13 protein-coding genes are annotated in these 13836 nt (G+C 34.4%); all 13 read right to left on the bottom strand.

The genetic code is table 11. From position 1 onward, the window contains the following. Window positions 1-218: hypothetical protein (locus ACY2V1_RS08830; RefSeq protein ID WP_461834428.1), on the bottom strand; the 218-nt coding region annotated here is incomplete at its 3' end. Between the two features lie 13 nt (window positions 219-231). Beyond that, window positions 232-1770 carry a DHA2 family efflux MFS transporter permease subunit gene (locus ACY2V1_RS08825; RefSeq protein WP_461834427.1) on the bottom strand — a complete coding sequence of 513 codons (1539 nt, stop codon included), beginning with the start codon at window positions 1768-1770 and terminating at the stop codon, window positions 232-234. 5 nt (window positions 1771-1775) lie between these two features. After that, entirely contained in the window at window positions 1776-2987 is a 1212-nt protein-coding gene (locus ACY2V1_RS08820) for an HlyD family secretion protein (RefSeq protein ID WP_461834426.1), read from the bottom strand. Window positions 2988-3068: 81 nt separating this feature from the next. After that, window positions 3069-4385, bottom strand: a complete 1317-nt coding sequence (locus ACY2V1_RS08815) for a TolC family protein (protein ID WP_461834425.1) — start codon at window positions 4383-4385, stop codon at window positions 3069-3071. Between the two features lie 24 nt (window positions 4386-4409). Continuing rightward, complete coding sequence (locus tag ACY2V1_RS08810) at window positions 4410-4976, bottom strand: TetR/AcrR family transcriptional regulator (RefSeq protein ID WP_461834424.1); 567 nt, start codon at window positions 4974-4976, stop codon at window positions 4410-4412. A 659-nt stretch (window positions 4977-5635) separates the two neighbouring features. Continuing rightward, window positions 5636-6037: a Ros/MucR family transcriptional regulator gene (locus ACY2V1_RS08805; RefSeq protein WP_461834423.1), complete on the bottom strand. Its 402-nt coding sequence runs from the start codon at window positions 6035-6037 to the stop codon at window positions 5636-5638. A 375-nt stretch (window positions 6038-6412) separates the two neighbouring features. Continuing rightward, window positions 6413-7390 carry a M20/M25/M40 family metallo-hydrolase gene (locus ACY2V1_RS08800; protein WP_461834422.1) on the bottom strand — a complete coding sequence of 326 codons (978 nt, stop codon included), beginning with the start codon at window positions 7388-7390 and terminating at the stop codon, window positions 6413-6415. Next, on the bottom strand, window positions 7357-7818 hold the full coding sequence (locus tag ACY2V1_RS08795; protein ID WP_461834421.1) for a GNAT family N-acetyltransferase: 462 nt from the start codon (window positions 7816-7818) through the stop codon (window positions 7357-7359). The genes ACY2V1_RS08800 and ACY2V1_RS08795 overlap by 34 nt, the downstream gene beginning before the upstream one ends. Before the next feature lie 7 nt (window positions 7819-7825). Next, window positions 7826-8470, bottom strand: a complete 645-nt coding sequence (locus ACY2V1_RS08790) for an acetate--CoA ligase family protein (protein WP_461834420.1) — start codon at window positions 8468-8470, stop codon at window positions 7826-7828. A gap of 10 nt (window positions 8471-8480) precedes the next feature. Then, entirely contained in the window at window positions 8481-9950 is a 1470-nt protein-coding gene (locus ACY2V1_RS08785; RefSeq protein ID WP_461834419.1) for an acetate--CoA ligase family protein, read from the bottom strand. Between the two features lie 847 nt (window positions 9951-10797). Next, on the bottom strand, window positions 10798-10929 hold the full coding sequence (locus tag ACY2V1_RS08780; protein ID WP_461834418.1) for a hypothetical protein: 132 nt from the start codon (window positions 10927-10929) through the stop codon (window positions 10798-10800). An 11-nt stretch (window positions 10930-10940) separates the two neighbouring features. Next, window positions 10941-12239: a DUF362 domain-containing protein gene (locus tag ACY2V1_RS08775; protein ID WP_461834417.1), complete on the bottom strand. Its 1299-nt coding sequence runs from the start codon at window positions 12237-12239 to the stop codon at window positions 10941-10943. Window positions 12240-12297: 58 nt separating this feature from the next. Further along, window positions 12298-13824: a 4-hydroxyphenylacetate 3-hydroxylase family protein gene (locus tag ACY2V1_RS08770; RefSeq protein WP_461834416.1), complete on the bottom strand. Its 1527-nt coding sequence runs from the start codon at window positions 13822-13824 to the stop codon at window positions 12298-12300. Window positions 13825-13836: the final 12 nt, after the last annotated feature.

Genomic DNA, 13836 nt, shown 5'->3' with positions numbered 1-13836 from the left:
CCTGTATACACAAAATTTTTTGCAATCATCTTAAAAAAAGACCCTTTATCAATACCAATTGGGTTTTTACACCTGGGACAAAGTATTTTCCCATCTTTCTCATCCCATCCAAAGGCCTTGGTTATCCTGTCTTTGTGACATCTAAGCACTTGGCCCTTTCCGATTTTTCGGTATTTCCAGAGTTTTTTCTTGCACTTAGCGCATCTTATAGTAAGCATAAGGCAAATCTTTTTACTTTCTTCTTAAAATTAAAGCAAGAGGGACCAAAAACATAGTTATTGTCCCTAGAAAAATAAAACTGTCATTAAATGCAAGCATACCTGCCTGCCTTCTAACTTCCATATATATAAGGGCAAGGGGTTTTGAATCTGGAATTGGGAATGAAATAGGATAATGCAAAAATCCAACAACCTTATGCCACAGGCCCCAAAACTCTTCTTTATATGGCACAACGTTTTTAACAAGCATGGTCTGATTAAACTGCTCACTTCTAGCAAGATAAGTGGTAGCAATGGCAGTTCCAAAACTCCCACCTAGGTTTCTAAGCAAGTTAAATATGCTGGATGCATTTCCAATTTTTTCCTTTGGAATATTTACATATGTTGCAGCAGTAAGTGGCACAAAAAACATACCCATACCGCATGACTGCATAACTCTGGGCCAACAAAGCTCCCAAAAACCAGCATTTAAGGTAAATCTCCCCATTAAAATAACTGAAAAAGATATCAACAAAAGACCAAGCATAAGTAAAAGATATGGAGGAGTTCCCCTATTTAACAGACGTCCAACCATAAACATAACAATCATGGTGGCGAGTCCGCTAGGCCCTAACACCAACCCAGCCCAGAAAGCGGTGTAATGCATCAGATTCTGCAAAAATAATGGCAAAAGGACAATACTTCCAAAAAAACTCATAAACCCTGTAAACAAAATAAAATTTCCAGCCAAAAATACTTTATCTTTGAAAACAGAAATATCTAAAATTGGATCATCAGAATAGATTTCCCGTACAATGTATATGAGAAAACTAATTAAAGATATAATGCTAAGGGTAATGATAAAGTTAGATTCAAACCAGTCTTCCCTTTGCCCCTTATCCAGAACTATCTGGAGACAACCAACCCATAAAAACAGCAGCATAAGGGAAAAATAATTAATTCTATCATGTTTTCTCTGTTTTATATACGGGGGATCAAAAATAAATAAAATGGTCATAAAAACAGATAAGATACCTATGGGTAGATTTATGTAAAACACCCATCTCCATGAAAGATTATCCGTTATCCAGCCTCCAACCACAGGTCCAATTGTTGGCGCAAGAACAACGCCCATTCCAAATATGGCCATGGCCATGCCATGCTCTTTTTTTGGAAAGCTCTCTAACAATATGGCTTGGGAAATAGGCTGGAGCGCTCCTCCGCCAATTCCCTGAAGTATACGTGCAAGAACTAATATCTCCAATGTTGGAGCACTTCCACAAAGCATTGAAGCAAAGGTAAACAAAATTATTGACCCAATTAAATAGCGTTTTCTGCCAAGTATATTTGACAGAAAACCAGTAATAGGAATAATCACTGCATTGGAAACAAGATATGAAGTGAGCACCCAGGTTGATTCATCTAAACCAGCATTTAACCCCCCTTGAATGTGGGGAAGAGATACATTCACCACACTTGTATCCATTACTTCAATAAAAGTAGGCAAAATTACAGTTAAGGCAATAACCCACTTGTTTACAGATGGAGTGCTCTGTTCTATTATTGTATCCACTTCAGTTACCTAAGGGTTTTTCCTGATCTGTCCCTTATATCAACTTTTACTACCAATGATGACCCCAGCCTTAAAGGATTTTTTTTATAAACATAATCATCTAATTCAATTTTTACTGGAATCCTCTGAACCACCTTTATCCAATTTCCAGAAGCATTCTCAGGAGGCAAAAGCGAGAACACCTGACCAGTTCCTGCCCTTATACCAATAACATGACCGTAAAACGTTACATGAGGATACATGTCAGCCCTTATCTCTGCTTTTTGCCCTATCCTTATGTTGGTGAGCTGTGTCTCTTTAAAATTTGCCTCAACATATACCTTATCAAGAGGTACAATAACCATAAGTACCTGACCAGGCAAAACCCTATTTCCCCTTTGTAGCTTAGATCCAGCCACATAGCCTGAAATAGGTGCCTTTATTTTACAATAACTCAGTTGCAACTTGGCCTCATCAAGTGAGGCCCTTACATAATCCCTCTCCTTTTTCAAACTATTCAAAGACTCTGTTGCAGATAAAATCTTTAATTCATTTTTTCTTGCTATTGACATGGCAATTTTGGCGTTTTTTATCTTTTTGTTGGACTCATGTTCCATTATCTTTAAAGAAGCAATTTTGTGTGTTATGGAATCAATCTGAAACTTAAGCTTATTATAAGTTGTCTCTACTTCATCAAACTTTTCTTTAGATATTGTATGTTTTTTATATAGTCTTTTATATCTTTTATATTGTAATCTTGCCAGATAAAGATCCTGCTCCAAACTATTTTTCTGGGCTACTAATGACTTTATTTCTGTATTTATTCTATTTTTCTCATCAAGTGCCAGGTTCATATCATTTTGTGCCTTTTTTATATTCTTTTTTAAATTGTGTTTTAATATATCTAAATCAATTTCTGTACTTTTTATTTTAAAATCAAGAGATTCTAATTTATTTTGCAATTGTTCTACTTTTAGTTTATATATTGCTGGATCCAACAAAACTAAAATATTACCCTTTTTAACATAATCATCATTTTTAACATATACTTTTTCTATTGTTCCTGGAATTCTACTGCTAACATAACTACTATCTGCCTGAACATATGCATCATCAGTAGTCACAAAATTTTTCAAATAAAAAAACCAATAGAGAAAAAAGATAAATCCACATATAATTACAGATATAATAATGATCTTAGTTCCCTTTCTTGCCCTTTCATTATTTCTATTTTCCATCTACTATTCCCTCCATCTATATTGACATATGGCTCTCTATGTTTTGATAAGGCTGTATTTTTCTTAACTTCTCTGCAAAATTTAATATTCGCCAATTGCCCTTTTTAAAGCAGCAAGTGCCACATGATACCCATAAAGTGCCCCATAGTAATTCATCTCTGACTGGGTTAAATAAGCCCTTGCATCTAAAACATCTGTAGATGTATTCACCTGGACCCTGTACCCTTCATTTGTTACCCTATAATTTTCCCTTGCTTGGGAAAGCGATTTTTTTGCTGTTTCTACATTTATCTTTGCAACCATAAGGTCCTCATATGCCTTTTTTACCTGAACAGCTATCTGATCTTTGAGTCCCTTTTTTCTCTCCTTCAATGACTCCAATCTCCACTTGGCTTTTCTTACATCAAAAAATTTCTTTCCAGACTCAAAAAATTCCCATTTGGCAGTGATTCCAAGGAGCAAATTTTTCTCATTTGTAAATTTATTTTCTGTTGCACCTAAACCTTCACCCTGTCTTTGATATTCACCAAAAATAGAGACAGTTGGGAAAAACCTACTTCTGGCAAGTTTAATCCCCCAGTTTGCCTGCTTAATTGCCCTGTCCATTGCAATTATCTCTGGCCTTTTTTTCATGGCCTCTTTTATTAATTCATCAAGTCTTTGAGAGAAAAATGGCATTGTATCCACGTCCTGAATTTCATAGGAAAGATCAAGGATATTTTTGTTTAAAATTCTGTTTAGGTTTGATCTCGCAACAGACAAATCACTTTTTGCCCTAACTAATTTTTGTTTTGCCAGAGAGTAGGCCACTTCTGATTTCAAAAGGTCGTTTTTGGGGATTATACCCTGGGAATAGAAACTTTTTGCGTCATCTAAATGGCTTTTTAATTGTCTTACTTCCTCCTCCATTACCTCAAGCTGTCTTCTGGCAAGCAATACATTAAAATATGCCTGTTTTACCTCAAAGGCCACATCTAGTTTTGTTAGCTCTGCTGACAATTTTTCCCTATCAAGTCCAAATGCAGATATCTCATATTTTGATAAAAGTGCAAAACCAGTAAAAATAGGTTGGACCAATGAAATATTCCATGAGTATGTATTTCTATACCCTGTGACAAATTTATTCTCTTGTGGTCCTATTTTAAAATATACAAAGGGATCATCTCGAAGATGTAGATATTTATATTCAGCAGAAATTTTTGGTAACATATCTGAAAATGCACTTCTCTTTTCTTCCATTGCTGCTCTTTTATTAAAAAGAGACTCTTTTATTTTAGGATTATTTTTTATTGCTATTTGAACAGCTTTCTCCAATGTAAGTATTTCTTCAGAGTGCGATATTCCCATCAAAATAAAAGTACAACTAAAAAAAATTAAAAAAAATTTTATCTTTCTCATATCACTATCCCCTTTATCCAAAAACTATCTAACGAGACCATAAAAAAATAAATCAAAGATTACATCAAAATATTTTTTCTGTAAATCCTCTTCTTCCATGAAAATACCATGTTTTAATATTGTCCAGATTAAACTTAAAAAGACTACTGATGTTTTTTCTGGATCAACTTCTCTAAAAATACCTTTCTTGACTCCTCTACTTATCACATGAGAAACTAACCTCTGTATTGCAATAATCTTATTTTTGAATTCTCTATTTATACCCTCAATCTTATTTAAACCCTCCATAACTAAAATAGCTATTACATCTTTAGATTTTCTATATTCCTCAAAGTGCAGCTTGCCTATCTTAAATAAAATATCCCTCTCATTATCATCCCTAGATATAATTTCTTTTATATTAATCTCAAAATCGTCCATTTTCTGTTGAATTATTGAACCAAACAAATCCTCTTTACTGGAGAAATACCTGTAAATTGTTCCTTTCCCAACACCTGCTCTCTCAGCAATATCTGAGACCAAAGTAGCGTGAAAGCCATTTTTGGCAAATTCAAGCCTGGCTGCTTTTAATATCTTTGTCCTTGTATCCATAATTATAATACCTACATGATTGGACTGACTGGTCAGTTCCGCTTCAAATGGATATTAAATATTAGCTATTTTTGTCAAGTAATAGACAAAAATATTTTATAAAAAATTGCATAATTTCTAGAAGCCCCATGTAAGTAGCAGATATGCTCTCTGCCTTAAAATTCGTGATTCAGGATTCGTGATTGGTGATTTGTGATTAGTGGTTGGTGATTAGTGATTGGTGATTGGTAAGTGGTAATTGGTAATTAGTGATTGGTAAAATTTAAGAGTATGTAACAAAAACTGCCTCTCTCCGCACGATATTGAGGGTGATAAATAAGGGGAGATTCGTGATTGGTGATTCGTGATTGGGGATGGGTGATTCGTGATTTGTGATTAGTAAAATTCAAGAGTATGTAACAAAAACTGCCCCTCTCATCAGGGTGTTGAGGGTGATAAATAAGGGGAAATTAGTGTTAAGTGTGAGTGGACAACAGGTCACTGAAACTGATAACAGACCTCTCTTCATTAGAATTCACTCAGATAATGTTACAGACTCTTATTTAATCACAAATCACGAATCACTAATCACAATTCATAAATATAGCAACAAATAAAAAATCACGTAGTTATTCAGCTATGTTGTATTTAAAATGCTCTTTATAGGTTATGTTGTATCTTTAACTCCCTAACTTTCTTTTTGTCCACAATTTCATCTCCCGCATCTTTTTTCTTCTCTCTCTTGCAAGAGATTTTGCAATTAAAGACTGTTTTTTCTTGTATCCCCATTTTTCCTTGTATTCCTGAGGGGTCAAACCATGAGTCTTTAAGTGTTTCTTTGTAAGCACTTTGAAAGCCTTTCCACATTCAAGACATATAATTGATTTTTCTCTAATAGCCTTTTTTGGATCTACTGCTGGTTTTTGTTCTTCATGAGATACCCCAGACTGTTCTCCTTCTACGAGTCCTTTAAGTTGATCTGCAAGGGATTTAACCATAGAGGTAATTTCCTCTTCAGTCATATTCCTCACACTTGCCTGTGCTTTAACGATTTCTAATGCTTGTTTAATATACTCTTCCATTTCTATCCTCCCATTTTAAATATAATGTTATTAATAAATTTTCGTTTATTGAATATACGTATTAAATACTAAAAAGGATGTATTGTCAATTAGTTTTATTTATTTTTTAAATAAATTTTTATTGAAAAAAACTAATAAAATTAAAATGTGAAAAAGACAATAATAAATCTCCCAACAAATAGCCAATCAATAATAAAAAAATACGTTAACTACTTTAAAAGAATCTTTATTTGATAGAAGAACATCAAATCTTTGGAAAAATTACAAGAGGAACCACTGGTAAAAAATGTTTAATCTTAATTTAAGGACTAATTTGTTAAAAGATTACTAATCTATCTTAAATAAAGATTATATTACATACTTGAAGGATCAAAATTAAAAAGTATATTGGTTCAAACAAACCAGCACTTCTGATGCCCTTTTAATGTCCTCAATCTTTACCCTTTCTTCCGCTGTATGACAAAGAGGTAGCTCTCCAGGTCCCCAAACTACTACATCAAATCTTTCCTTTAAATTCAAAGCATCGGTCCAAGATTTTATACTGGTATAATTAACTGGTAATTTAGTCTTAACCATGGCCTGTTCAAGATAGTTAGCAACTTCGCCACTTATCCATCCCTCATATACATGATCAATTTCATATTCACCGAACTCTTCTATAAATTTAAACTTGTCTGAATAATTAGAAAATTTTTCATCTGGTTCCAAAAATACCTCAAATTTTATCTCACAACTATCTGGAATTACATACTCCTCTGAACCACCAATAATTTTTAAGGGATTGATACTTATATTTAATCCTTTAAGTTTATTATATACTTCCAAGGCCTTATCTATTGCATTAACTCCTTTTTCAGGGAGAGAGCCGTGTGCTTGTTCGCCTTGAACTTTTACAGTGAGTTCAAAATCCCCCCAGTGTCTGGATGCTATTTTTAACTCAGTAGGTTCCATTATAATGGCATATTTCCCAGACACCCAGGAATCAATAAATTCCTTAGACCCAGAGCCGTCCTCTTCTTCATCGCAAAAAAAAGCAAGGGTATAATCCACCTTATCCTCAGCTGCCAAAAGCATAGCAGCAACACTTCCCTTGGCATCGCACACCCCAGTCCCATAAGCATAGACCCCATCACAACTATATTTTCTTTTTATAGAAACTGTATCTAGGTGTGTGGCAACTATTAGATTTGAGTCAGATTTTGTGGCAATATAGTTTTCACCATCAACTACATCATATCCCAAATTCTTCAAATAATCTTTAACAAAAACTGTAATTTTATCTTCCTTTTTACTGGGAGATTCAATTTCTACTAATTCCCTTAACAAATTAATGATCTTCTCATTTTCAACCATTTTCCCTTTTCTCCAATTTTTTTAAAGCCAAATTTTTTGTAAAACCTAATGGCATTGTAATTGCTCCTCCCAACCCAAAGCTCAACACTCTTTCTTCCCTGTCTAATTCCATACTCAAAAACCTTTTCCAATAGCCTATCTCCCACTCCTTTTCTATTAAATTCCTTTAAAACAAAAATCTCATGAATTTCTAAAATCTTTTCACCTTTTAAATTAATCCAGTTTGCATCTGAGGCAGCAAATCCAGCAATTTTATCTCCCTCTTCAGCAACAAAAAAACCCTCTTTATCTCTTTCATAGAGCCATATAAAATAATCTCTAACCTCTTTTTTTGTATGATACTTATAATCATCAAAATCTTCATAAGCCTTTGTATAGGACTCAACAAAATTGTCTATATCATTAAATTTTACCTGTCTTATTATCATACCTTATCTATTTATTCAAAATCACAGTGCAATCTACAACTACAGGGATCCCCTGTTCATCAAAACATATGGGATTTATGTCTATCTCTTTGATAAGGCTATTATTTACACCAAGATTTGACACCTTTACAATAATATTGGCAAGGGCCTCTTTATCAACTTCTACAAGAGATCTCACACTTTCAAGGATCTTCTTTCCCTTAATATCCAGAAGCATCATCATAGCTTCTTTGAAACTTACTGGAGCTAGCCTAAAAGTAATATCTCTAAGGATCTCTGTAAAAATTCCCCCTAGCCCAAACATCACACATGGACCCATTATCCTATCCCTTATAAAACCCACAACCACTTCTCGCTGGTTGTTCACCATCTCCTGCACTAAGATCTTTGCTTGTGGAAACTTATTTTTTATACTATTATAGACATTTTCTGCTTCTTGATCTGACTTTACATCTAAAAAAACCACTTTATGTTCTGACTTATGTGCAAGACCAGGTAAAGATGGTTTTAGCACCACTGGATATCCAATTTCTGCTATTGCTTTTCTCACCTGTGTAAAATCTTCAGCCAAAATTTCCTTACACACTAAAACACCTGCATCTCTTAACATATTTTTGCTATCATATTCAGATAATATTTTTTGTTCTTTCATATACTTACCCTTAAATTCTAAATAATATTTTTTTGATATTATTGTAAACCCACAAGGCCTTTAAACATAACACAGCCCTTTTCATCCCCAATATAACTGGAACATTATTGTCCTGCAGATATTTTATTGCAGGATCTTCTGGACCTGTTAAAGAAGATAATATAATTGGTTTATTTACTCTTTTTTTTAGGTGAATGAGCCTGTCACACGCTTGTATACAAAGTTGATCCATAAACTCCATCATTTCCCCAGGTATTTCTTTTACTTTCTGTTTCACACTGTTTATTTTGTCCCTCATATGCATAGGCCCAAATAAACCATAAATAATAATACCGCCTATATTTTCTCTTTCAAATATAATCTTTGGCAGTTTATATATCAGGGTTTCATAATTAAAGCTCATTGTAATATCTATTGGATTTTTCAGGGAAGAAATAGATGGAGTTATTTTTGATATGATTTTTTGTGTATCTTCAGATAATTGCGGAACAACAAGACCCTGTCTTTCGCATTGGTCAGCTAGACAGGCTCCTGGTCCTCCTGAATTTGTTATTATACATATCCTGTTGTTTTCAAGACATGGTTGAGTTGATAGAACAAGCCCCATATCAAAGAGTTCAATTATGGAATCTGCCCTAATAATGCCCGCTTGTTTAAAAAGTCCATCATATAATTCGTCTTTACCTGACAGGGCTGCTGTGTGGGAAATGGAGGCCCTGGCACCTGCTTGAGTGCCCCCAGCATAAACAGCCATAACAGGCTTTTTGGAAACAATCCTTTTTGCTATCTCCAAAAATTCCCTAACCCTTTTTATACCTTCAATATACAGGGCAATTGCATGGGTGTTTGGATCTTCTCCAAGATATTCTAAACAATCAACCAAATCTATATTTGCCTGATTTCCAACGCTTATTGCCTTACTAATCCCAAGACCTATTTTTGAAAAATAGTGAAGGGTCTGGGTAATAAAACTGCCACTCTGTGATATTATTCCAAGGTGTCCAGGACTATTTTTTATTGCAAAAAACGTAGTATTTAAACCATTTTCAGGGTTAACTGCACCAATGCAATTGGGCCCTAAAAATCTTATGTTATATTTATGAGCTATCTCATTAATCTCCTTTTGAAGTTCTTGGCCCTTATCACCCATCTCAGAATAGCCAGCAGTAATTATAATTGCGTGTTTTATGCCTTTTTCTCCTGCCTCCATAAGTAATTTAGGAACAGATGCATTTGGCACCATAACAACCAGTAGGTCAACTATTTCTGGTAAATCCTTTATAGAGCTATACGCCCTCAGGCCCAATATTTGTCTTTCCCTTGGATGTATTGGATATATCTTACCTTTAAAGGTTCCTATTAATGAAAGTAAATGCAGGGCTCCAGGTTTTGAAATATCAGAAGACGCACCAACAAAGGCAATTGAATCTGGATTTAATATTGTATTTAGGGGATGGTTTATAATCCTTTTATTTTCCATACCAAATCCTTCTATTTGTTCCTGATTGATTAAGTCAAATCTATAACCAAATGATTTTACCCGACTTTTTTATAATGTTACATAATTCAAACAATAAAATCAACAGGGATTTTGTTTGACATCTTTAAAAGTTATGCGTAAGCGACTTTTTCTATAAGGTAAGGCTATATTAGTAAATTTAATTTAAAAAATGTTTATTTTTGAAGGAATATTATTTAAAAATAAAATCCAGTGGTGGAACAATAGAATAAGAAAAAGTGATCATGAATAACTGGATTGGTACTATTATCTAGATAAATGGGGAGGAAATAAATTATCATAGATATCATTTCCTCCTCTTTTTGAAAGCAAACTTATTAACATAATAAAATTTAAGCTATTCTGTTTTTGTAAAGACACCTTTAAATAGAGATATTACTTTAATCTGAGCTTTTGGACATATCATACCACCTGAAAAAATTAATGCTGGGAGAGGCTTATCTTTAGCACAAAATGTGGGACATATTTCCATTAAATATCAAACCAAGGAGCCTCCCCACTTACACATCTTATCCTGAAAATAGCCTTTTGGGATTTTCTTTAATTATTGTATTTATCTGTTCCTTAGAAACACCATGTTCTTCAAGAATTAGTAATTCGTGATTTGTGATTAGTGGTTCGAATCACGAATCACAAATTGGTCTCTTGAGAAATTAACAAGTCTGCTGCTCCTCCTCCTATATAAACAATTCAGATATCTCCTGTTCCACATCAATTCCAATACCTGCCCTGCTTTTAAAGTATGAAGGCGCTCCTTCCTCTTGGGTTTGTGGGTTTGTTGGGTTTATTGGGTTTAACCATTAACCCTCTAACCCTTATTATATAGAGCCAGTGTATCTCCATACCATCCTGGATAACCAAAAACAATATGTTCATGAATTAATGTTATACCTAATTCATTAACATCAATGGTCCCACAAACAGTATTTACCTTTTTCATATTATCCATCCTTATTTTATACAATAGAGATCCATATCAAAACCATCTTCTTTTTTATACCTGGAAAAAATATAATGTCTATATGCCTCGTAATCCTTATAGTTACACTCAAGTCCAGCTAATTTTAACCCTTCTATTATTTTATCAAATTTTGGAGGACACCCTTTTATTGGAATAGGGGTTTTAATATTTGGATTATCTTTATTTAATTTACACGCACAATTCCCAAATAAAACTGTATAATCATATCCTTTAGATGCAATCTGTTTTTTACCTGATACAAGTTCTACATTTTTAAAGGGTTCGCCTTTAAATGCAGACATAACAAGTATTAACATTGGATTATACATCATAGAACAACCTGTGCACAGGGTATTGTCATACTTTCTAATTGCAATTCCCGATATTCCCCTTTTTTTAAACCCCATGGGCATTGTGTTGTCTTCTGTCCATTCCCAGTCACTTTCAATTCGTTCTATATGTGTTTTAAGGTCTTCTCCTTTTATCTCCACATCTTCTATATTATAGTCAATTTTGTGGACCTTGGCAAAATACTTTAAATGCTCTACTTCATCTACGTCATAACCAAGGATTTTTGCTCCAACTACATCACATGCAAATGGATCTTTTGAAGCAACTATAAGGTCCTTTCTATACGCCTTACCTGTTTGTGCAGGCCCTTTTTCCAGCGCAAATATAGCATCAATTATTGTCAAAGCTACAGGCAACTTTTCTATAATATGTGGAAACATATAATTTAAGTCTCTATCTTTATGGTGACAAAACATCTTTGACTTTCTATTAAGACAACCTTTTAAATTCTTAAGCCCAAGAGAGACAGTTGCTTGGTTATGGGTCTTTAATACAGGAAAATTTATTATCTTGTCAGCATGAACAGCCTTTTTTGCTACAGACAAAGAGAAGTCACCAAAATCCACATCTTCAAACTCGTCTAGATTAAAATCAACAAGTTCCACCCCATATCTTTGTTTTAATTTATCAAAGCCCATTTGCTTATATATAGCCACTCCCATATCTTTTTTATGTACATTTAAAGGGGCCTCACCAATTATTATATGGTGAAACCCAGCATCATGCAAAATTTTAACAAGGGCTTCCATTAATACCCCAGAGGTTACTACTCCATAAGGAGGAAAAGGTAAATCAAAGTCCCAGGCAACCAGATTGGGTTTTATTAAAATCCTGTCCTGTGGATGGAAATCTTCGAGGCCATTTATTAAATCAATGGCCTCTTTTAATGAAGCATAAGGATCTTTATATCTAACAACAGATACACAAGGGCTAGACATAGCCACCTCCAAAATTTAAAGAATTAACTACTTTATTTCAAACTGGTCCAAATCCTTTTTATTTACCTTTAAACAACATTCGAAATTTTTCCAACATTTTTTTCGGAGTCACAGTAGGTCTTTCATACCTAGGTAGCTTATCTTCTATCCCGGCTAAATATTTTGCAATATTCTTTAAAGAATTTACGTCATATCTGGACATCATAGTAATAGTCTCCATTTGAGGAGATCCTCCACCATGCAGACCCGCCACCTGCATGAGTCCTGCAAATTCTGAGACCAAAATATTCTCAATAAACCTAAAACATCTATGCTGATCTTCTGCAGAAACATTTGGGTTTCTCACCATATATTTATTAAGTAGCTCCTTTGTCTCCTGAGCATAAAAATCTCCTTCCATGGGCAGGGTTGCCGCAAGTCCCCCTGCAATATCCGCAAGGATCTTATATTCATTGTATATTTCTTCCCCAGCCAGTCTCCGACCCACATTGGTTAAAATCTCATCTGGTATATATGTGCCAGATTCAGACTTCTCACCTCTATATGCGCTTGCCTGCCCTGCAGCATAAACAAGCTCTGCAGTCCCTATTAGGTGAGATAACTTTTCTTTTACATGGGACTCTTTTTCAATACCATTGTACTCCGCTACAAGGGCAGTTGCACTGGCCAAGACCTCACTGATTGCTGGTTTACAACCAGTATAAGAATGTCTATGAAAATGAGCAAAAAGTAAGGCCAAAAAGCCTGCAAATGGCGTCTGTCTTGGATCAGCCTTGCCATTTAAAAATACTCTTTCATTTGGTACAAATACATCGTCAAATAGAGTAAAAGATTCAGCATCACCAAATTCTGCAATAGGTGCCTTTAAATGCTTTCTTTTATGTTGATATGCATATCTTGCCACAATCTTCACCCCTTCAGTATCTGCTGGAATGGCAAATGCCACTGCATACTCATTGTCTTTATCAGTCATAAATCTGGTGGGAATAACAATTATCTCATCTGCATAAGGAGCAATGGTATTGTGGAGTTTTGCCCCTCTAACAACAATACCATCTTTTCTAGTTTCTACTATGCGTAAATACATATCTTTATCTTTCTGTTCATGAGGTCTTCTTAGCCTGTCTCCTTTTGCATCTGTCTGGGCACAATTGGCACACAAATCATTTTCCTGGAAATACTTTAAATAATTTTTAAAGCGCTCATAATGGTCTGTTCCAAGCATCTGATCCATCTCATAAGTTACAACAGAGAGGGCATTCATTGCATCAATACCCATACACCTTTGAATGCACCCACCCACTCTATGACACAAAAGCCTGGTCATTAATTGCTTTTTCAAAAGGTCATCTACACTTTGATGAATATGACAAAACCTGCTTATTTTCTCACCAGTAAGATGAGATGTGGTTACACAGATATCCTCAAACTCAGGATTATTTGCGCAGTCATAAGTCTCCTTTATCACATTTATCCCAGGACGTAGCCTCTCATCTGTTCTACTCACTTTCTCACCATTAATATACACATTGGACTTCATTTTCTTGAGTCTATTAAAATAATCTTCAAAAGTCTTAACAGCCATTGCATCCTCCTA

This window comes from Desulfothermus sp., assembly GCF_053993635.1.
The sequence above is the reverse complement of the archived record's forward strand: the minus strand, read 5'-3'. Positions and strand labels throughout refer to the sequence as shown.

Bases quoted from the DNA above. Each gene is read 5' to 3' on its own strand.
- ACY2V1_RS08820 (WP_461834426.1), bottom strand. From the start codon at position 2,987: ATGGAAAATAGAAATAATGAAAGGGCAAGAAAGGGAACTAAGATCATT.
- ACY2V1_RS08815 (WP_461834425.1), bottom strand. From the start codon at position 4,385: ATGAGAAAGATAAAATTTTTTTTAATTTTTTTTAGTTGTACTTTTATT.
- ACY2V1_RS08810 (WP_461834424.1), bottom strand. From the start codon at position 4,976: ATGGATACAAGGACAAAGATATTAAAAGCAGCCAGGCTTGAATTTGCC.
- ACY2V1_RS08805 (WP_461834423.1), bottom strand. From the start codon at position 6,037: ATGGAAGAGTATATTAAACAAGCATTAGAAATCGTTAAAGCACAGGCA.
- ACY2V1_RS08800 (WP_461834422.1), bottom strand. From the start codon at position 7,390: ATGGTTGAAAATGAGAAGATCATTAATTTGTTAAGGGAATTAGTAGAA.
- ACY2V1_RS08795 (WP_461834421.1), bottom strand. From the start codon at position 7,818: ATGATAATAAGACAGGTAAAATTTAATGATATAGACAATTTTGTTGAG.
- ACY2V1_RS08790 (WP_461834420.1), bottom strand. From the start codon at position 8,470: ATGAAAGAACAAAAAATATTATCTGAATATGATAGCAAAAATATGTTA.
- ACY2V1_RS08785 (WP_461834419.1), bottom strand. From the start codon at position 9,950: ATGGAAAATAAAAGGATTATAAACCATCCCCTAAATACAATATTAAAT.
- ACY2V1_RS08780 (WP_461834418.1), bottom strand. From the start codon at position 10,929: ATGAAAAAGGTAAATACTGTTTGTGGGACCATTGATGTTAATGAATTA.
- ACY2V1_RS08775 (WP_461834417.1), bottom strand. From the start codon at position 12,239: ATGTCTAGCCCTTGTGTATCTGTTGTTAGATATAAAGATCCTTATGCT.
- ACY2V1_RS08770 (WP_461834416.1), bottom strand. From the start codon at position 13,824: ATGGCTGTTAAGACTTTTGAAGATTATTTTAATAGACTCAAGAAAATG.